This is a genomic window from Rheinheimera hassiensis, from assembly GCF_022436675.1.
Taxonomy (GTDB): Bacteria; Pseudomonadota; Gammaproteobacteria; order Enterobacterales; family Alteromonadaceae; genus Alishewanella; species Alishewanella hassiensis.
Map to the genome: position 1 here is coordinate 180722 of NZ_JAKUJZ010000007.1, position 18137 is coordinate 198858.

The window sequence follows — 18137 nt, forward strand, 5'->3', positions numbered from 1 at the left end:
ACTTAATGATTTGCCGCAGGTAAGCGTTGCCTGCGGCTTCTGATATAACCCACCAGATTACTGCTTAAAAATGCCAGTTCCATTAATACCGCCACCGGAGAGCCCACCAACAGATTATGCACAACCCAGGACGTAGCACCGACGGCCATCAGTGCCCGTACCAGTATTACGTTTTTCTGGAAACTGCCGATAGTCCCAACCACAGCGGCTAAGTAGGGTAACAAGTTAACCGGGCTGGTATAGCTAACTACAATTAACAGCGTTGATAGTGCCAGAAAACAATACATCCAGCGCTGACGCGGGCTTAGCGCTGCTACCAGAAAACGCACCGCAGTTAAGCCAACAAAGCATGCAGCTTCATACTGGCCTAACACAGCAAAATGGCTGGCATTGAGCAGGGCCGAAACAAACCAGAATTTCAGCATACTGGCCCTGTCATAGCGCTGAAAAGCCACAATGCCACTGATAAAGGCCATCGCAGCTAAACATTGAGACAAAGCAAAACTGAGGGTGATGTCAGGCAAGGAGCTGGCTCTGTGTTATCGAATAAGATGGCTAGTGTACCGAATTTAACTGCCATCTGCCTGTCGTAGATGGCATAAGTTATAATCAGGTGCCGCAAAAAGTATTCTTAATAAGCTGCTGTGGCTGCGGTGGCACGGCAAAATCAGCATTAGCTTCTGACAAGGTGTAAGGCGTTGCCAGTGCCTGGTGCAGGCGGTTAAACAGTGTTAAATCGGCTTGCTCTGTCGCCTGCGTAATAGCGGCAGCAACTAAGTGGTTGCGCGCTATAAGCGCCGGATTGGTATTATCCATTTGCTGGCTTACCTGTAGCGGATCAATACCCTGTGCAGCAAGGCGTTGTTGCCATTTTGCTGCCCAATCGGCCCAACCTTGTTTGTCTGCAAATAACGCTGCGGCACCGGCCGCTGTGTCGCTTACCGAGCGGCTAAGCAAACGAAAGCTCTGGCTAAAATCGGCCTTATTTGCGCTCATCAGGTTAAGCAAATCGCGGATTAACACTTCGTCAGGGTCGGTTGCAGTAACAATACCAATTTTCGCCGCCATCAGGCGCAGAAATTCGGCTTCGTTCTGGCCGTTAAAACCTTGCAGTACCTCTGTAGCAAGCTCTACCGCCTGTTCGGGTTGTTCAGTTAGCAGCGGCAGCAGGGTTTCAGCAAAACGTGCCAGGTTCCAGCTGGCAATGCGTGGCTGGTTGCCCCAGGCGTAACGGCCTTGCGTATCAATAAAGCTGTATACCTGCGCCGGGTTAAAGCTGTCCATAAAAGCGCAGGGGCCGTAATCGATAGTTTCGCCACTAATGCTCATATTGTCGGTATTCATTACGCCATGAATAAAACCCAGGCTCATCCACTTAGCAATCAGTTTTGCCTGTGCTGCAACCACAGCAGCAAGCAAAGCCAGATAAGGATTCGCTTCGCTGGCACACGCCGGGTAGTGTCGGCTAATTACATAGTCGGCAAAGGTTTTCAGCTGGCCATGATCACCTTTGGCTGCAAGGTACTGAAAACTGCCAATACGAATATGGCTGCTGGCCACCCGGGTAAGTATGGCTCCCGGCTCCGCGGTTTCGCGCTGTATCCAATCGCCGGTTAGTACTGCTGCCAAAGCGCGGGTAGTGGGCACACCCAACGCATGCATGGCTTCACTGACTAAATATTCACGCAGCACCGGCCCCAGTGGTGCGCGGCCATCGCCACGGCGGGAAAACGGCGTTTGGCCGGCGCCTTTAAGCTGAATATCAAAGCGCTGGTTATCTGCGCTGATAACTTCCGCCAGCAGCAAAGCCCGGCCATCGCCCAGTTGCGGTACAAAATGGCCAAACTGATGGCCGGCATAAGCATGCGCCACCGGATTTGCCCAATCCGGCACGGTATTGCCGCTAAACACCGCCAGACCGTCATCTGAGCGCCAATACTGCTGTGGTAAGCAAAGCTCTGCGGCCAGTTCAACATTAAACGCCAGCCACTGCGGCGCCGGCACTGGGGTAGGGGGGCAAGGCACAGAGAAAGGCGCACCTAAATCAGCCAGGCTGCGTTGTACGGTAAAATTGCTCATATCTCAGCTATTAGTAGAAGTGTTGTGTTAGCTTAGTGTACAGAGCTGCAACTGGAGATACAAAAACACTTTTTTGAAATTTTCAATACTATTCAATACTATTAACCCAGTGATTTAATTCAGGAGTTGCTATGGCAATGCCCACTCAGGGGGCAGTTTTTATCCGTTACGCTGCGCTTGGCGCAGCGTTTTCGCTATGCTGGGCGGCGCTGACCGGGGGGCGGGGCTGGTGGTTTTTTCTGCCTCTGTGTTTACTGCTACTGCTTTGGTGCTATTGGGATAAATTAAGCCTGCCGCCGGTTCGGTTTAAAGCCGTGCCGGGTTTTTTGCTGTTTTTTTGCAGGCAGTTAGTACTGGGGGCATGGGATGTTGCCTGGCGGGCGCTGGCACCAGGAAAAAAGTGGGCGCCACAATGGCAACGTTATGACGTAAGCATGACCCAACCCGCCAGCCAGCGTTTACTGGCCAGTATGGTGAGCCTGTTACCCGGAACCTGTGCGGTAAATATTGAAACTGGCCAGCCGGATGTTTTGCTGTTGCATGTGCTGGATGGCGATGCCGACTGGCGCAGTGGTGTAGCTGCATTGGAACAACAGCTGGTAAAACTGTTGTGCAATGAGCAAAGGCAGGGAAGCACACTATGATGATGTTAGCTGTTGCCTTGCTGTGTACCGTGTTATTGGGGCTGTGGCGGGTGATTAAAGGCCCTACCTTGTTAGACCGTTTATTGTCAGTGCAATTATTCGGCACCACTGGCGTAGCGCTGTGTTTGGTATTGGCTCAAGCGTTGGGCCAAAGTGCACTGCGTGATGTGGCACTGGTGCTGGCGGTATTGGCGGCAGCCGCCCCCGTTGCACTGGTTCAGCGTTTAATGCAGCAAAAAATAGTGTCACCGCAAACTTCAGAGGATAAGCATGACTAATAGTGCTGAGCAGTTGTCTGCTTTAAGTATTTTACTCAGTAGCCTGTTGTTACTGGTGGGCTTATTTTTCTTTATTGCCGGCAGTATTGGCATGCTGCGTTTTCCCGATAGCTTCAGTCGTTTGCATGCGGTTACTAAAGCGGACTCGTTAGGCTTGGGCTCAATCGTTGCCGGGCTGATGTTTTACGGTGATCTGTGGCAAAACCTGTTGCTGTTGCTGATCTGGTTATTGGTAATGGCTTCGGGCTCTGTATCCTGCCAATTGTTAGCCCGTTTTGCCAAAACACAGCAGGATAAAGCATGAGTTTACTGCTCTTTGATACAGCATTGTGCTTGCTGTTGTTAGCGTTAGCTCTGGCCAGTATGTTAAGCCGTCAGTTAGTCAATGCGGTAATGTTGTATATCGCCTTTGGTCTGATGATGGCGTTGGCTTGGGCCCGCTTGGCCGCACCTGACTTAGCCCTGGCCGAAGCAGCCATTGGTGCCGGGCTGACGGGGGCGTTGTGTTTCTCAGCGCTGGCAAGGCAGCAATTGGATATTACCGCTGCTGCACTAAGTTGGCCGCAGCGACTATGGCCTGCAACATTTGTGGTGTTGATGCTCGGTGGCATTCTGGCGGCTTTACTACAGTTACCGTCTGTTGCCAGCCCGCTGGTTGCTGTAGCGCAGGCTGAGCTTATCAACAGTGGTGTCAGTCACCCGGTTACAGCAGTACTGCTGAACTTTCGTAGCTGGGATACCTTACTGGAATTAGTGGTATTGTTGCTGGCACTATTAGGTGCTTTGCCGGTAGCCCCAGCAGAAAAATCAGCAACCAGTTGGTCGCTTGGCCTTAGCTGGAGCCGGTTACTGGCGCCTATGGTGATCTTATTGGCCGGTTATCTGCTATGGGCAGGGGCCAGCCAACCAGGTGGTGCTTTTCAGGCCGGTGTATTGCTGGCTGCCGGCGCTGTGGTGCTGCGGCTTAATCAACAACTTAACTGGTTAAGCTGGTGCAACTTTTGGGTAAGGCTGTTGGTGGTAGCCGGGATTGCTGTATTTGTGCTGGTGGCTTTGCTGGCACTGTGGCTTACGCCAGCTAATGTTGATGCAGTCTGGCTTAGCTGGCCGCCACTGCTCGCCGGCGGCATTATTTTGCTGATCGAAGTTTTTGCCACTTTGGCTATAGCCTCGACACTAACATTGTTAGTGGTGGGTGAGCCTGCTCCGCAGCATAACCGCACGGAGAGCGTATGACAGAGCTCAGCATGACAGAGCTTAGCCCGCAACTGCTACTGTATATCGCCACAGCAGCTTGCCTGTTTGCTATAGGTGTTTATGGTTTTATTGTCGGGCCGCAAACACTGCGGCGTATTTTGGCGCTGAATATTATAAGTGCCGGCATTTTTATGCTAATGGTTGTGCTGGCGTATCGCGGGCTTGCAAATGGCCAGGCCAGAGCATCGCCGGATCCGGTATTACATGCGCTGATCTTAACCGGGCTGGTAGTGGCGGTGAGTGCAACAGCTTTTGCGTTGGCATTATTGGGCCGGCTAAAGCAAACCCAGGCATCCCCGGAGCATCAACCATGATGGTATTGCTATTGGTGCTGCCGTTACTGGGCGCCTTACTGATGCTGCTTTGGCCAAAAGTTGCGCCGTTACTGACACTGCTCACAGCTGCTGTCTGCAGCCTGGTGGCGCTGCAGTTAGTGTCGCGGGTTAGTGAGCAGGGTAGCCTGCAGATATTACTAGCAGGCTGGCCCTCGGGGTTAGCTATCAGCCTTGAAGCTAACAGCTTAAGCAGCTTACTTATTTTACTGACCACGGTGTTGCAGTTGCTGGTGGCGTTATATGCCGTTGCAACTTACCGGCGCGATAAGCTGGGCGCCGGTTTTTGGCCGCTTAGCAGCCTGCTGCAACTGGGTTTAACCGCGTTATGGTTATCGCGTGACTTGTTTAACCTCTATGTGTGTCTGGAGTTACTTGGCATAGCAGCTGTAGCGCTGGTTAGCTTATCGGGTGATAAAGCGATTAAACCGGCGCTGAATTATCTGTTGTTATCTCTATTCGGTTCGCTGTGTTATTTGCTGGGTGTAGCAATGCTTTATGGCGCTTATGGAGTGCTGGATATCAGTGCTTTGGCGCTGCAGTGGCAAGCCAATTTACTCAGTAGCGCGGCACTGGTTTTGATGACTCTGGGTTTAATGCTAAAAGCAGCGCTGTGGCCACTGCACGCCTGGTTACCTGCGGCACATGCGGCAGCACCGGCCCCGGTAAGTGCGCTGTTATCCGCTTTGGTAGTAAAAGGCCCGTTATTTATTCTTTGTCTGTTATGGTTACAACTGGCTGCCACTACTCAGGCTCAGGCAATGGCACCGCTGTTTAGCTTCTGTGGTCTGGCGGCCTTGCTGCTGGGCGGCATTGCGGCGCTGCGTACGCCGTTGGCCAAAAACATGGTGGCGTATTCCACTGTCGCGCAACTGGGTTATGCCACGCTGGCGTTAGGGTTACTACTGCAGTTTAATCAGCCGCTATTTGCTGCAGCACTGTGGTTATTTGTCCTGGCACATGCGCTGGCCAAAGCCGCCTGTTTTCTGGCGATAGGTGAGATGACAGCAACCTTAGGTGGGAAGCGGTTAAACACATTAAAAGGTGCCAGCCAAACTATGCCACTGGCGATGTTTGCCTTTGCCGTGGCCGGTGGCAGTTTAATCGGTTTGCCACCCAGTGGCGGCTTTCTGGCCAAATGGGCGTTACTGCAAGGGCTGTGGTTACAAGGCGATCAACTGCTTTATCTGCTGGCAATAGTAGTGGTGACCTTACTGTCGGCCGCTTATGTTTTTCGAGTGGTAGCGCTGGCATTTGACCGTGCAAAACCGGTGAAGCCGGACTTTGCGCCGCATATAGTACCGCAGTGGCTGGCTTTACTACCGGCACTGGCCGTATGGGCCATGACGTTATACAGCGAGCCACTGTTGCGGCTGTTAAAGCAGGAGGGCTTATGAGCCCGTTTTGGCAGCAATATTTACCGCTGGCCATTATTCTCAGCTCATTATTACCGGGGCTGATTATTTTTACGCTGAAAGAAACTCAGGTAAAGCTGCGTATCAGCCTGAACCTGTTGGGCGTCAGTATAAAGTTGGTATTAGTACTGTTAATGTGGCAGGCAGTAAAAGCTGGCCAGCAGTTTTATTTTAGTCTGCCGTTTTTACCCGGTGCCGATTTGGTGCTGCAGGGCGATGCCTTATCGTTGCTGTTTGTCGTGTTATCGTCGGTATTGTGGTTAGCCACTACCATTTATGCCATCGGCTACCTTGAACATTCCCCGCTGCGCTCACGCTTTTTTGGCTACTTCAGCCTCTGTGTCAGTGCTACGGTCGGCCTGGCGCTGGCCGGTAATCTGGTTACTTTCCTGTTGTTTTATGAGCTGTTAACGCTGGCGACTTTTCCGCTGGTGGTGCATCGCGGCACGGCAGAGTCACTGGCAGCCGGGCGCAAATACCTGGCTTACACCCTCAGCGGCGGTGTGATTTTAATGCTGGGTGTGGCGCTGCTGCATTCGCTGGTGCAAAGCCCTTTATTTACGCCCGGCGGCTATGTGGCAGCAGTGTTAAGCGGCAATGAAGGGCTGTTAATGCTGGCTTTTGCGCTAATGATCACCGGTTTGGGGGTTAAAGCGGCCTTACTACCATTACATGGCTGGCTGCCGCAGGCGATGGTAGCACCGGCGCCGGTCAGCGCCTTATTGCATGCTGTGGCCGTAGTGAAAGCCGGTGCTTTTGGCATTATCCGCCTGGTGTACGATGTTTTCGGCGTAGAGAGCATGTATGCACTGCAGTTGGCGCAGCCGTTAATGCTGCTGGCGGCAGCGACTATTTTGTATGGCTCCTGGCGCGCGCTGGCGCAGCAGGACATCAAGCGGCGGTTGGCCTATTCGACTATCAGTCAGGTATCTTACATTACGCTGGGCGTGGCGATGCTGGGGCCATTGGCAGCAGTTGGCGGCCTGGTGCACCTGGTGCATCAGGGGGTGATGAAAATTACGTTGTTCTTTTGTGCCGGTAACTTTGCCGAAACGCTGGGCATTCATAAAATCCGTGAACTAAATGGTGTAGGGCGGCGCATGCCAATAACAGCCATGGCCTTTACGCTGGGAGCCTTAGGTATGATAGGCGTACCGCCCACTGCAGGGTTTATCAGCAAGTGGTATTTAGGGTTAGGCGCAGCCGAGGTGGAGCAACCCTGGCTTATTCTGGTATTCGCGCTGTCAGGTTTGATGAATGCAGCGTATTTTTTACCTGTGATATATCGCATGTGGTTTTTACCGCAAAGCGGGCCATGGCCGGCAGAGCAACGCTTATCCAACCGGTTTGAAACGCACTGGATGTTATTATTTCCCGTCATTTTTACCGCCATACTGCTGGTGTTAATGGGCGTGTTTGCCGGCACTGAACTGAGCCCGCTAAGCTGGGCACAGTTGATTGTTGAACGGGAGTTTCGCCATGATTGACCTTAGCAACTGGCTGTGGCCTGGTGCCGCTTTGGGCTTAGGTGATGAGTTTACCCGACCCTGGTGGTATTTCAGTTTACTGTTATGGTTGCTGTTTGGCGGGTTTAGCCTGTTGTCGCAGCGGCATGACCCGCGCGCCGTGCGCTATTGGCTGTTTTTTGTGCTGTGTTTTGCTGGCAATATGCTATTGATAGCTGCGCTGGACGCGGTGAGTTTTTATCTGGGTTTTAGTTTGCTGAGTTTATCGGCCTATGGCCTGGTGATCCACAGCAATACCGCTAAAGCCAGACGCGCAGGCCGACTTTACCTGCAATTGGCGGTGCTGGGCGAAATTCTACTTTTTAGTGGCTTAATACTGCGGGCATCGGCTGCTGACGGGCGGTTTGACTGGCACAGCTGGCAAACTGTGCCGCTGGAGCCATTAACATTAACGTTGTTACTGCTGGGGCTGGGTTTAAAAGCTGGCTTTTGGCCATTGCACTGGTGGTTGCCACAAGCTCACCCGGTAGCACCGGCACCGGCCAGTGCACTGTTATCCGGCGTAATGATTAAAGCCGGCCTGCTCGGCATGCTGATGTTTTTACCCGCTACTGATACGTTAATGCAGCAGTGGGCGCCATTGCTACTAGTTATTGGCCTGATCTCGGCCTTTTATGGCATATTAGCAGGCTTACTGTACACGCAGCCGAAAGTCATTCTGGCGTATTCCTCTGTTAGTCAAATGGGTTATTTATTGCTGTTGTTTGCGCTTTTGAGTTTAACCGGCGTAGCAGCATTGCCGGTATTGCTGGCCTATGTAGTACACCACGGCATGGCAAAAGGTAGTTTGTTTTTATATGCCGGTATGGCAGGTGAAGCGGCAGGGCGCATATGGCGCCAGGCGTTGTTTTGGTTGGCTGCACTATCTATGATGGCACTACCGCTAAGCAGTGGTGCTCTGGTAAAAACCGGCCTGAAAACCCAATTGGCAGCGGCCAATTTACCTGCCTGGTTAAATGGCGGTGCACTTAGCCAGTTATTAACCATGGGCGCTGTGCTTACGGCGTTACTGTTATTGCATTTGGCAGCACAGCTACGTGCACCTAATAACAAGCAAAGCAACCATACAGCTAAAGCTTCTGCTGTTAATAGTGCCGGGCGCTGGGCATTCCTTACGCTATTAGTCAGCGCGCTTTGGCTGCTGCCGTGGTTTATGGTGCAACAGTGGCAACTGGCTTGGCCAACACTGGCCCAATACGCCGGGTTGATATGGCCATTACTGCTGGCACTGCTGCTGCGGTGGCTGTGGTATAAACTTGGCTGGCAGTTACCGGCATACTGGTACAACCGTAATGCCGCGGTACTTTACTACTCGTTAAGGTTAAAGCGGTTATACCAACCGGTTAGCCAGCAGCAACGGCAGTGGCCTGCGTTTAGCCTGCGCCCGCTGGAGCGGCGGCTAAACCGCATGTTACAACTGCTGGTGGTAGCCACCACAGCGCTGCTATGTTGTCTGATGTTTGTAGCGTTGATATTTAGCGCTGTGTAGACTAGTTGCTACAGTTACATTCAGTAGCAATTAGAAGCTCGTGTTGACAATAGCTACACGCAGGCCTAGGATCTGTATAGCTATTGTATTTACATATAGGGTTTTATTATGCGTGACGCCGCCATTAATTTACGTGCCTTACCGGAGCAGCGTGATCTTATTGATCAGGCCGCTAAAGTGCTGGGCAAAAACCGCTCTGACTTTATGTTAGAAGCTGCCTGTGAGCGGGCGCAAAGCGTGATGTTAGATCAGTTGCATTTTGCCCTGGACCAGAGCAAGTTTAACGACTTTGTCGCCTTACTTGATGCGCAGCCGCAACACAATGCTGGTCTGGAACGTTTGCTGGCAGTGCAGGCGCCGTGGCATAAAGCATGAGTATTGAGCTTGTTGCACCGCAGCCGCTAAAAGCAAACCATCTGCTTGATAGCTTTAGTTGCGGCGAGGCGGAATTAGACAACTGGCTAAAGCGGCGGGCGATGACAAATCAGTTACGTGGTGCTAGCCGCACTTTTGTTGTTACCGACAGGCAAAATACTGTGCTGGGTTATTATGCGCTGGCGGCAGGAGCGGTGGCGTTGCAGGCGGCTAGTGCGAACGTACGGCGAAACATGCCAGACCCGATGCCGGTGTTAGTATTGGCTCGTTTAGCGGTCGACACCCGTGCTCAGGGCATGAAGGTAGGAGCGGGGTTGTTACAGGACGCTTTGCAGCGTGCGGTAAACGTATCGCACAACACTGGTGTCAGGGCCTTATTGGTGCATGCACTGAATGAACCGGCAAAGCAATTTTATCAGTATTATGGTTTTCAGCAGTCGCCTGTAAATCCTTTGGTGTTGATGCTGCGTTTAACCAGCGCAAAACCTTAATGTGTTGTAAAAAGAAAACCAACGACCTTTGGGATATTGAATTTTTGGCACAAAAAAAACTACATTAAAGTAGGCTTAGATGTTGGTTACGGGAGCCCTGTTCTTTATGAAGAGCGAACCGACGACCTTCGGGTTGTTGAATTTCGGGCACAAAAAAACCTACGTTAAAGTAGGCTTTTAAGTTGGTTGCGGGAGCCGGATTTGTGACCTTCGGCCCCGTGGTTATAAAGAGGAGCCCGACGGCGAATAACAGGCACAAAAAAACCAGCACTTGGCTGGTTAAGATGTTGGTTGCGGGAGCCGGATTTGAACCGACGACCTTCGGGTTATGAGCCCGACGAGCTACCAGGCTGCTCCATCCCGCGTCCGTGAATTATCCCCGAGCAGTAGAGATAACTATTTAATTTGCAATGAAAGTTGGTTGCGGGAGCCGGATTTGAACCGACGACCTTCGGGTTATGAGCCCGACGAGCTACCAGGCTGCTCCATCCCGCGTCCGTCATTGCGGGGCGCATCTTAGTGTTTTTAACAAAGCCATGCAAGCCTTTATCTGCTTTTATTTTAAAGACGTTGCTTAACTGCTGCTTTGTTAAACAAAGCGCTGTTTTAAGCGGCAATTTAGTGCTTTTACAAAAACTCAAACGGATAAATGCGACATTCTGCTATACTGACGGCCATTTTTGTTAGGGGTTTGGGTAGCATGCTGGAATTCTGGGCGTTAACGTCTAAAGGGGTAGAAGAGCTGTTGGCGGATGAAATTCGCCAGCAGGGTGGCGAAGTGTTGAAAGTGACCATGGGCGTGGTGCGCTTTAAAGCAGAACTGCGTACCGGGTATCAATTATGTTTATGGTCGCGCCTGGCTACCCGTATTTTGCGTTTAATACAGTCTGAGCCGGTTACGGCCGACAGTGATATTTATCAGATTGCGCAGAAAATTGACTGGCCACAGCAAATGTCACTACGTAATACACTGGCGGTAGACTGTGTGGGCAAGCACCCGAAAATCGACAACACCCAGTTTGGTGCTATCCGGTTAAAAGACGCCATTGTTGATCAGTTCCGCGAAGAAACCGGCCACCGCCCGGATGTTGACCGCATGGATCCCGATGTCCGCTTTCAGGTGCGGTTAGATAAAGCTCATTTCCACTTTTTACAGGACTTTTCCGGCCCGTCGTTACACCAGCGCGGTTATCGCGCCGGCCAGGGTGAAGCACCATTAAAAGAGCATTTAGCCGCGGCGTTGTTAAAGCGCTCCGGCTGGCAGGTAGAACAACCTTTATTTGACCCGTTTTGTGGCAGCGGCACTATAGTGCTTGAAGCTGCATTAATTGCCTTGAATAAAGCGCCGGGTTTAAGCCGCGAAAAGTTTGCTTTCGAAGGCTGGCCGGGCCATCGCGATGCTATTTGGCAGCAATTAAAGCAAGAAGCAAAAGCGGCTGAACGCAGTATAGTGCCGACGGTACAGTTTTGGGGCTCGGACTTTGATGAGCGCAATTTGGCCAAAGCGAAGCAAAATGCCGCCCGTGCCGGTGTTGCCGCTTATGTGCAGTTTGATTATGCCGATGCAACAGCGTTAAAAGCGCCGGTAACCAATGTGGCGGGTGTTATTGTTACCAACCCGCCTTATGGCGAGCGTTTGGGCGATTTACCCTCATTAATACCGCTGTACAGTAAGTTTTCCTTAGCGTTAAAGCAGCACTATCAGGGCTGGCGTTTAGCCATTATTACCTCAAACACCGATTTACTGCGGGCGCTGCGCTTATCTAAAAGCAAAAGCTATAAATTTACTAACGGCCCGCTGGATTGTGATTTCACTCTGTTTGATTTAACCGAAAAACAAGTGGCGGTAAGCTCTGATGCGCCGGCGCTGTTTTACAGTGAAAGCAGCTCTTTTGGTAACCGATTGGCGAAGAATCTAAAGCAGTTGCAAAAGTGGGCAAAGAAAGAGGGCCTTAGCTGCTACCGTTTATATGATGCCGATATTCCGGAATATAACGTGGCGGTAGATTGGTACGACGGTGAAGTGGTAGTGCATGAATATGCCGCGCCAGCGACGGTTGATGAGCAGGTATCGCAAAAACGCTTATTCGATGTGGTAAACCAGGTACCGCAGGTATTGGGCATCAGCTCCGATAAAATGATTTTAAAGGTACGCGAAAAGCAAAAGGGCACTTCACAGTATCAGGCGTTAAATAAAGCCGGCCAGTATAAAGAAGTCAGCGAGTACGGCGCTAAGTTTTTAGTTAACCTGCGTGATTATCTTGATACCGGTTTGTTTTTAGATCATCGCATTACCCGGCGGATGATCCAGCAGCAGGCCAAAGGTAAAACTGTATTAAACCTGTTTGCCTATACCGGCAGTGCTTCTGTGCATGCTGCTATTGGCGGTGCCGCCAGTGTTACTACGGTAGATATGTCAAATACCTATCTGGACTGGGCTAAGCGTAACTTTACCGTTAACGGTTTAACCGGTAAGCAATATCAGTTTGAGCAAGCAGATTGCTTACAATGGCTAAGCCGCTGCCGTGCTCAGTTCGATTTAATTTTTGTTGACCCGCCAACCTTTTCTAACTCGAAACGGATGCAGGACAGTTGGGATGTGCAGCGCGATCACGTTAATTTGTTAAACATGCTGACGCCACGCTTGGCACCGGGCGGCAAAGTAATTTTCTCTAACAATAAGCGCCGCTTTAAAATTGATACCCAGGCTCTTAACGATACCGGCTGGCAGGTTAAAGATATTTCCGCCGCCACCTTGCCGGAAGATTATAAGCGTAACCCGAATATTCACGTTTGTTTTGAGTTGACGCGCTAATAGTATGAATAGCGTGCAGCCGGCCTTAACCTTATACAGTACCTGGGGCTGTCATCTGTGTGATGAAGCTGAGCAGTTATTACTACAAGCTGGCCTTGCGGGCCGGTTTCAGGTTACCGATATTGTTGATGATGAACAGGCTTTTGCGCGCTACCGGTTGATGATCCCGGTGCTACGCCGGGGTGATAACGAATTATGCTGGCCCTTCGATGCGGACCAGCTGGCAACATGGCTTAAGGATGTACAGTAGTGGAATTATTACGTTTTCAGCAGGCGTGTTTAGCCTTTGGCACTAACCCGATATTGGATCATGTAGACTTTAGCTTATTCAGCGGCGAGCGCGTATGTCTGGTAGGGCGCAACGGCGCTGGCAAATCGTCAATGCTAAAATTGCTGACCGGACAGCAAAATCTGGATGATGGCCAGATAGTGGTGAATACCGGTGTGGTACTAAGCCGCTTAGAGCAAGACCCGCCGGCCAAAATGGATGTAAAAATTGCCGACTTTATCCGCGAAGGTGCCGGTGATTTAGCCCAAATAGCGCAGCAGTTTTATACTCTGTCAGAAAACTTAGACGGCGCTTCAGATGCCGACTATCGGTTGTTTGAGAAATTACAAAGCGAAATGGATACCCGCGACGGCTGGGGGCTGGAATCCCGTGTTGCTGATTTATGCCAGCAGTTTGAAATGAACCCGGATGCTAGTTTAGCGACGTTATCCGGTGGCTGGTTGCGTAAAGCGGCTCTGGCACGGGCTTTGGCCGCCAGACCGGATATTTTGTTACTGGATGAGCCAACTAACCATTTGGATGTTGCCGCTATCCAGTGGCTGGAGCAGTTTTTACTAAATTTCTCCGGCGCGATCATTTTTATCTCGCACGACCGCGCCTTCATCCGTGCCCTGGCTACCCGCATTATTGATCTGGACCGTGGTTTGTTAACATCACACCCGGGCAATTATCAGGAATACCTGGATCGCAAACAAAAAATGCTCGAAGATGAGCAGCAGCACAATGCGCTGTTTGATAAAAAGCTGGCCGAAGAAGAAGTATGGATCCGCCAGGGCATTAAAGCACGGCGTACCCGTAACGAAGGCCGCGTAAGGGCACTTAAAGCACTGCGTCGTGAGCGGGCAGAGCGGGTAGAAACCTTAGGCAAGGTCGATTTTAATATCGAGCAGGCCGATCGCTCCGGCAAGCTGGTATTTGAAACCAAAGCCATAAGCTGTGGCTTTAATGGCAAAACCGTTATCGACAAACTTGATTTATTGGTAATGCGCGGTGATCGTATCGCCTTGGTTGGGCCAAACGGTGTCGGTAAATCAACCCTGATTAAGCTGTTGCTGGGTGACTATAAACACGACAGTGGTGAGATTAAACGCGGCACCAATATTGAAGTGGCGTATTTTGATCAACATCGTATCGCGCTGGATTTAGAAGCTACAGTGCAGGACAACGTATCTGAGGGTAAACAGGAGATTACCCAAAACGGTAAAAGCCGTCATGTGCTTAGCTACCTGCAGGACTTTTTATTCCCACCAGCACGGGCCCGAACTCCGGTTAAAGCCTTATCAGGCGGTGAGAAAAACCGTTTATTGCTGGCAAAACTGTTTGCCAGACCAAGTAACCTGCTGATCCTCGACGAACCGACTAACGATTTAGACGTAGAAACGCTGGAGCTGCTTGAAGATATTCTGCAGCAATATCAAGGCACCGTATTGTTGGTAAGCCACGACCGGGAATTTGTTAACAATACCGTTACCAGCTCACTGCTGTTTGCCGGTGAGGGGCGTATTATTGAAATTGCCGGTGGCTATGACGACGTTATTGCTTACCAGCAACGTATGCAAACGCCTGCTGTAACAACACAAAAAGTGACAAAACCATCACAGAGCGTAACAGAAGAAATACCACCGCAGGCTTCTGTTAGCAGTGCTAAGAAGTTATCATACAAAGAGCAACGTGAACTGGAACAACTGCCAGCCTTGTTGGAACAGCTTGAAGCAGAGCTTGAGGCGTTACAACAGAAAGTAAATGACGCCGAGTTTTTTAAACAAAGTGCAGAGCAAACGCAAACCACGTTGAACCAACTGCAGCAGATCGAGTCGAAGCTGGCGCAAGCGTATGCACGCTGGGAAGAATTAGACGCATAAGAATTGAAGTATATTTAGGGGCTCCGAATGAAGTTATCACGCATCAGTCTGGCGATATTGCCGCTGTTAAGTCTGTGTTCTGTACAAGCGGCCGTTTATAACGTCGTTGAGATTGGTGAAGTAAGCGAAGTAAAGTCAACTTACGCTTCAGCTATAAATGATAGCGGAGATGCGGTATTTAATGGCGCGATTCGCTTGCAAACAGGTACGAATGCTTCGGGTTTACCAACCTACGATTATCAGTATTTTAATTTCCCCATTAATTTAGATGCGATTGATTTTGAAGATGAAACTGTTCAAGCCTTCTTTACTGATGAACAGTTAGCTGATGTCACCAATGGGAATATCGACAATGCTATTTTGAATATTCTGTTAAATGTTAATTTTGCGGGCCAACCTATAGGTAATGCGATTAACTATCTGAAAACCGGTAGCTTATTGCCACAAAACATACTGCTGCGGGATAGTGCCGAACCTACTCGTGGTAATAGTGAATACCTGTACGACGTTAATAACGCCGGAGTGGCAGTAGGTGTGGCAACTACAACTTTTACTCTACAAAGTTATACTCCCGATGTTACAGACGACGAGTCAGATCCGGAAACAGTTGAATTATGGGTTCCAGAGGCATCATATCAACTGGGTGCTGTAGTGCAGGAAGGGCAGGTCAGAACGATTGCGGCTCCATACCAGGAACTGGGTGGTGGTTATACCGTTGCTCGAGCTATTAGTAATAATGGTTTAATAGCTGGTTTTGGCAGCAGCGGTATGTCGGATGCTACCAAGGAATTAATTGAAGATTCATGTACCGGAGCAACCTCTCCGGTAGCATTGTGTTTGCACAACAGAGCTGTAGCTGGTAGTTACCAGCAACGCGGTATGGTGTGGCAGATACAGGCAGATGGCAGTGTCGCGGCGCCTGAGATATTAGGCTTTTTAGGGGATAAAAATACCGGGACTGCTTTCGATGGTGAAGGTGCCAATGCCATAACTTATTTTAGCGTTGCTAACGATGTAAATGACAACGGTGTTGCGGTTGGTCGTTCATTATACAGTGACTCAGATCGTATGGAGCGGGTAAGGGTGGGTAATCAGGTTGTGGATCGGATTGTCCGGGCCCAGCATGCCAGTTTATATGTTGAAGATCAGGTATTACCGTTGGTTGACCCGCTTGAGTGGTCTATTAGTGATGCTGTGGCCATTAATAATAACAACATTATTGTGGGTTATGGCCAAAAATCAATCAACAGCTCTGCACGCAACAAGATGTTTTACCACGACTATAGCTCAGGCGAAACCCGCTTTGTCGATGGCTTTTTCTCCAGTTCAACCACATTGCCACGAGCCATTAATGACAGTAATCAGGTAGTAGGGCAAGCGGAGGTTATTCTTGGCGGCACCACAACCAGAAGATACCATGGCTTTATGTATGATATAGCTGCTGACAGTTTTATTGATTTAAATACCTTAACTGGCTGTGACTCGCCTTACACTGTGGTTGATGCAGCCGATATCAATAACAATGGCGACATTCTGGCAACAGCGCTGACAATGAAAGAGCGTAAAGACTTGCTGGGAGAAGTCGTAGTTGATGCGCAAGGCAACCCTGTACAGGAAGAGCTGGCGGTTACAATTAAATTGCAGCCGGTTGCCAATGGTGAGCCAGAAGATTGCTCATCAGAAGAGACAGAATATGAGCGTAAAGGCGGAGCCGCTGGTTTTGGTTGGTTAACGTTAAGCGCAGCGCTAGTCTGGTGGCGCCGGCGTAAAGCGTAATGTTAATAAAAAAGCTGCTTCGGCAGCTTTTTTAATGCCTGTAAAGCTGCTGCAGCTTTATAGTTATAAAAGCAGGATGCTTAGTGTAATTTGATATAAATAAAACTGTCATCAAATCTTAAAGAAGTTCAGTCTGTTAGCCCTTGTCAATATTTTAATCTATTCATTTCAGATTGAACCTTTTATCGCTGTCGACTATCAATTAAAGGGTAATCGCAAATTCTTATGCGGTTATTTTTATCAAATAAAGTTGAGGAAGACTGCCGTATGAAAAGACAAAAACGTGATCGTCTGGAACGTGCTCATGCTCAAGGTTATCGCGCCGGTGTAACCGGACGGTCTAAAGAAATTTGCCCTTATCAAGGTTTAGATACGCGCTCACAATGGTTAGGAGGCTGGCGCGAGGCCATCGAAGATCGCAATGTTGGGCTGTTTAATAAAGGTCAGTAATTTTTCCCAGTAAGCTCAAGCATTAAAAAAGCCCCGTCAGGATAACTTGCGGGGCTTTTACCATTTCATCTCAGTGAAAATTAAAAACTGGATGTGTCCTGAAACAGACCAACTTTCAGATCGGTTGCAGCATAAATGTCACGACCATCTACACTAACGACACCATCCCCAATACCCATAAAAAGCTTACGCTTGATAACTCGTTTCATATTTATGGTATAAGTCACTTTTTTGGCTGTAGGCAGTATCTGGCCGGTAAATTTTACTTCGCCCACACCCAGGGCTCTGCCTTTACCCGGGCCGCCGCACCAGCCTAAAAAGAAGCCAACTAGCTGCCACATGGCATCAAGACCCAGACAGCCTGGCATTACCGGATCGCCTTTAAAGTGACAGGCAAAGAACCATAAGTCTGGCGTAATATCCAATTCAGCAATGATCTGGCCTTTACCATACAGACCACCTTCTTCGGAAATATGGATAATACGGTCCATCATCAGCATATTGTCCGAGGGCAACTGGCTGTTGCCTTCGCCAAACAGTTCACCATTGCCACAGGCAATCAAATCTTCTTTTGTAAAGCTATTCTTAGTCATGTATGTTTAATCCAGTGAAAATACCGGGCCACTTTAGCGAACACTTGTACGCCAAACAAGTCCGATTTGTATTAAGTCTTAATTTTACGCATCAATCAGTTAATGGGTTGAGTGTATGACAGTGTTATTGCCAAAGAGTGACATCATGACAAATTCGAGTGGAAAAGCGCTGACCAATGCAGAAAAGCAACTGCGGTATCGTGAACGGCAAAAGCAATCGGGTAAAAAGGAGTTGCGCGGTTATTTAACACCTGAGGCGCTAAGTTGCTATGAAGAGATCCAGAAAAAAACGGAATGGAGCGACAGTGTTTTACTCAGTAATGCTATCCGGCTGATGTATGCCGCACATAAATGTGGTCAGGTGGGTATTTTAAACAGCTGGTTAACCGAGCATAAGCGATGATTTCCCCGCGCTACAGGTGTTGCTGACGTGCGTTCAGCGTTATAATGCCGCCAGAATATGCCT

19 protein-coding genes and 2 tRNA genes are annotated in these 18137 nt (G+C 49.8%); 16 read left to right on the forward strand and 5 right to left on the reverse strand.

Going from position 1 to position 18137, the window contains the following annotated elements:
* Positions 1-2 precede the first annotated feature (2 nt).
* Both MJX74_RS16190 and MJX74_RS16195 read right to left on the reverse strand, forming a co-directional pair.
* Positions 3-524: a YgjV family protein gene (locus MJX74_RS16190; protein WP_240224025.1), complete on the reverse strand. Its 522-nt coding sequence runs from the start codon at positions 522-524 to the stop codon at positions 3-5.
* 85 nt (positions 525-609) lie between these two features.
* A complete protein-coding gene (locus MJX74_RS16195) occupies positions 610-2079 on the reverse strand; it encodes a protein adenylyltransferase SelO (RefSeq protein ID WP_240224027.1) in 1470 nt (489 codons plus the stop codon).
* 131 nt (positions 2080-2210) lie between these two features.
* On the opposite strand from MJX74_RS16195, the gene MJX74_RS16200 reads away from it, so the two are divergent.
* The 10 genes from MJX74_RS16200 (at position 2211) to MJX74_RS16245 (ending at position 9886) form a co-directional block, all read left to right on the forward strand.
* Positions 2211-2723 carry a Na+/H+ antiporter subunit E gene (locus MJX74_RS16200; RefSeq protein WP_240224029.1) on the forward strand — a complete coding sequence of 171 codons (513 nt, stop codon included), beginning with the start codon at positions 2211-2213 and terminating at the stop codon, positions 2721-2723.
* A complete protein-coding gene (locus MJX74_RS16205) occupies positions 2720-3001 on the forward strand; it encodes an MrpF/PhaF family protein (RefSeq protein WP_240224031.1) in 282 nt (93 codons plus the stop codon). Before MJX74_RS16200 ends, MJX74_RS16205 begins: the two co-directional genes overlap by 4 nt.
* Positions 2994-3305 carry a cation:proton antiporter gene (locus MJX74_RS16210; protein ID WP_240224032.1) on the forward strand — a complete coding sequence of 104 codons (312 nt, stop codon included), beginning with the start codon at positions 2994-2996 and terminating at the stop codon, positions 3303-3305. The genes MJX74_RS16205 and MJX74_RS16210 overlap by 8 nt, the downstream gene beginning before the upstream one ends.
* Positions 3302-4237 (forward strand): hydrogenase subunit MbhD domain-containing protein, encoded by a 936-nt coding sequence (locus MJX74_RS16215; protein ID WP_240224033.1) that lies wholly within the window; start codon positions 3302-3304, stop codon positions 4235-4237. The genes MJX74_RS16210 and MJX74_RS16215 overlap by 4 nt, the downstream gene beginning before the upstream one ends.
* Complete coding sequence (locus MJX74_RS16220; protein WP_240224035.1) at positions 4234-4572, forward strand: NADH-quinone oxidoreductase subunit K; 339 nt, start codon at positions 4234-4236, stop codon at positions 4570-4572. Before MJX74_RS16215 ends, MJX74_RS16220 begins: the two co-directional genes overlap by 4 nt.
* Positions 4569-5987 (forward strand): complex I subunit 5 family protein, encoded by a 1419-nt coding sequence (locus MJX74_RS16225; RefSeq protein ID WP_240224037.1) that lies wholly within the window; start codon positions 4569-4571, stop codon positions 5985-5987. The genes MJX74_RS16220 and MJX74_RS16225 overlap by 4 nt, the downstream gene beginning before the upstream one ends.
* Complete coding sequence (locus tag MJX74_RS16230) at positions 5984-7492, forward strand: complex I subunit 5 family protein (protein ID WP_240224039.1); 1509 nt, start codon at positions 5984-5986, stop codon at positions 7490-7492. The genes MJX74_RS16225 and MJX74_RS16230 overlap by 4 nt, the downstream gene beginning before the upstream one ends.
* Positions 7485-9020 (forward strand): complex I subunit 5 family protein, encoded by a 1536-nt coding sequence (locus MJX74_RS16235; protein WP_240224041.1) that lies wholly within the window; start codon positions 7485-7487, stop codon positions 9018-9020. The genes MJX74_RS16230 and MJX74_RS16235 overlap by 8 nt, the downstream gene beginning before the upstream one ends.
* Positions 9021-9128: 108 nt before the next feature.
* On the forward strand, positions 9129-9395 hold the full coding sequence (locus MJX74_RS16240; protein WP_240224042.1) for a type II toxin-antitoxin system TacA family antitoxin: 267 nt from the start codon (positions 9129-9131) through the stop codon (positions 9393-9395).
* A complete protein-coding gene (locus MJX74_RS16245) occupies positions 9392-9886 on the forward strand; it encodes a GNAT family N-acetyltransferase (RefSeq protein ID WP_240224043.1) in 495 nt (164 codons plus the stop codon). Before MJX74_RS16240 ends, MJX74_RS16245 begins: the two co-directional genes overlap by 4 nt.
* A gap of 288 nt (positions 9887-10174) precedes the next feature.
* Here the strand turns inward: MJX74_RS16245 and MJX74_RS16250 are convergent.
* A tRNA-Met gene (locus tag MJX74_RS16250) sits at positions 10175-10251 on the reverse strand.
* Positions 10252-10304: 53 nt separating this feature from the next.
* Positions 10305-10381, reverse strand: a tRNA-Met gene (locus MJX74_RS16255).
* 205 nt (positions 10382-10586) lie between these two features.
* Between MJX74_RS16255 and rlmKL the strand changes: the two genes are divergently transcribed.
* From rlmKL to rmf, 5 genes are all read left to right on the forward strand, one after another.
* Positions 10587-12701, forward strand: a complete 2115-nt coding sequence (gene rlmKL / locus MJX74_RS16260) for a bifunctional 23S rRNA (guanine(2069)-N(7))-methyltransferase RlmK/23S rRNA (guanine(2445)-N(2))-methyltransferase RlmL (protein ID WP_240224044.1) — start codon at positions 10587-10589, stop codon at positions 12699-12701.
* 4 nt (positions 12702-12705) lie between these two features.
* Positions 12706-12951 (forward strand): glutaredoxin family protein, encoded by a 246-nt coding sequence (locus MJX74_RS16265; protein WP_240224046.1) that lies wholly within the window; start codon positions 12706-12708, stop codon positions 12949-12951.
* A complete protein-coding gene (gene uup, locus MJX74_RS16270; protein WP_240224047.1) occupies positions 12951-14852 on the forward strand; it encodes an ATP-binding cassette ATPase Uup in 1902 nt (633 codons plus the stop codon). The genes MJX74_RS16265 and uup overlap by 1 nt, the downstream gene beginning before the upstream one ends.
* A 27-nt stretch (positions 14853-14879) precedes the next feature.
* Positions 14880-16628: a DUF3466 family protein gene (locus MJX74_RS16275; RefSeq protein WP_240224048.1), complete on the forward strand. Its 1749-nt coding sequence runs from the start codon at positions 14880-14882 to the stop codon at positions 16626-16628.
* A gap of 267 nt (positions 16629-16895) precedes the next feature.
* A complete protein-coding gene (rmf, locus tag MJX74_RS16280; protein WP_068238104.1) occupies positions 16896-17078 on the forward strand; it encodes a ribosome modulation factor in 183 nt (60 codons plus the stop codon).
* Between the two features lie 80 nt (positions 17079-17158).
* Here the strand turns inward: rmf and fabA are convergent, their stop codons facing one another.
* The gene (gene fabA, locus MJX74_RS16285) at positions 17159-17671 is read right to left on the reverse strand and encodes a bifunctional 3-hydroxydecanoyl-ACP dehydratase/trans-2-decenoyl-ACP isomerase (protein WP_068238076.1); all 513 of its coding nucleotides are present in this window, start codon (positions 17669-17671) and stop codon (positions 17159-17161) included.
* 145 nt (positions 17672-17816) lie between these two features.
* On the opposite strand from fabA, the gene MJX74_RS16290 reads away from it, so the two are divergent.
* Positions 17817-18074, forward strand: a complete 258-nt coding sequence (locus MJX74_RS16290) for a hypothetical protein (protein WP_068238070.1) — start codon at positions 17817-17819, stop codon at positions 18072-18074.
* Positions 18075-18137: the final 63 nt, after the last annotated feature.

What these genes read in the sequence shown, in the direction of transcription:
- MJX74_RS16205 (WP_240224031.1), top strand. Translation starts at nt 2,720, where the DNA reads ATGATGATGTTAGCTGTTGCCTTGCTGTGTACCGTGTTATTGGGGCTG.
- MJX74_RS16220 (WP_240224035.1), top strand. Translation starts at nt 4,234, where the DNA reads ATGACAGAGCTCAGCATGACAGAGCTTAGCCCGCAACTGCTACTGTAT.
- MJX74_RS16245 (WP_240224043.1), top strand. Translation starts at nt 9,392, where the DNA reads ATGAGTATTGAGCTTGTTGCACCGCAGCCGCTAAAAGCAAACCATCTG.
- MJX74_RS16230 (WP_240224039.1), top strand. Translation starts at nt 5,984, where the DNA reads ATGAGCCCGTTTTGGCAGCAATATTTACCGCTGGCCATTATTCTCAGC.
- MJX74_RS16215 (WP_240224033.1), top strand. Translation starts at nt 3,302, where the DNA reads ATGAGTTTACTGCTCTTTGATACAGCATTGTGCTTGCTGTTGTTAGCG.
- rmf (WP_068238104.1), top strand. Translation starts at nt 16,896, where the DNA reads ATGAAAAGACAAAAACGTGATCGTCTGGAACGTGCTCATGCTCAAGGT.
- rlmKL (WP_240224044.1), top strand. Translation starts at nt 10,587, where the DNA reads ATGCTGGAATTCTGGGCGTTAACGTCTAAAGGGGTAGAAGAGCTGTTG.
- MJX74_RS16235 (WP_240224041.1), top strand. Translation starts at nt 7,485, where the DNA reads ATGATTGACCTTAGCAACTGGCTGTGGCCTGGTGCCGCTTTGGGCTTA.
- MJX74_RS16265 (WP_240224046.1), top strand. Translation starts at nt 12,706, where the DNA reads ATGAATAGCGTGCAGCCGGCCTTAACCTTATACAGTACCTGGGGCTGT.
- MJX74_RS16200 (WP_240224029.1), top strand. Translation starts at nt 2,211, where the DNA reads ATGGCAATGCCCACTCAGGGGGCAGTTTTTATCCGTTACGCTGCGCTT.
- fabA (WP_068238076.1), bottom strand. Translation starts at nt 17,671, where the DNA reads ATGACTAAGAATAGCTTTACAAAAGAAGATTTGATTGCCTGTGGCAAT.
- MJX74_RS16195 (WP_240224027.1), bottom strand. Translation starts at nt 2,079, where the DNA reads ATGAGCAATTTTACCGTACAACGCAGCCTGGCTGATTTAGGTGCGCCT.
- MJX74_RS16275 (WP_240224048.1), top strand. Translation starts at nt 14,880, where the DNA reads ATGAAGTTATCACGCATCAGTCTGGCGATATTGCCGCTGTTAAGTCTG.
- MJX74_RS16240 (WP_240224042.1), top strand. Translation starts at nt 9,129, where the DNA reads ATGCGTGACGCCGCCATTAATTTACGTGCCTTACCGGAGCAGCGTGAT.
- MJX74_RS16225 (WP_240224037.1), top strand. Translation starts at nt 4,569, where the DNA reads ATGATGGTATTGCTATTGGTGCTGCCGTTACTGGGCGCCTTACTGATG.
- MJX74_RS16210 (WP_240224032.1), top strand. Translation starts at nt 2,994, where the DNA reads ATGACTAATAGTGCTGAGCAGTTGTCTGCTTTAAGTATTTTACTCAGT.
- MJX74_RS16290 (WP_068238070.1), top strand. Translation starts at nt 17,817, where the DNA reads ATGACAAATTCGAGTGGAAAAGCGCTGACCAATGCAGAAAAGCAACTG.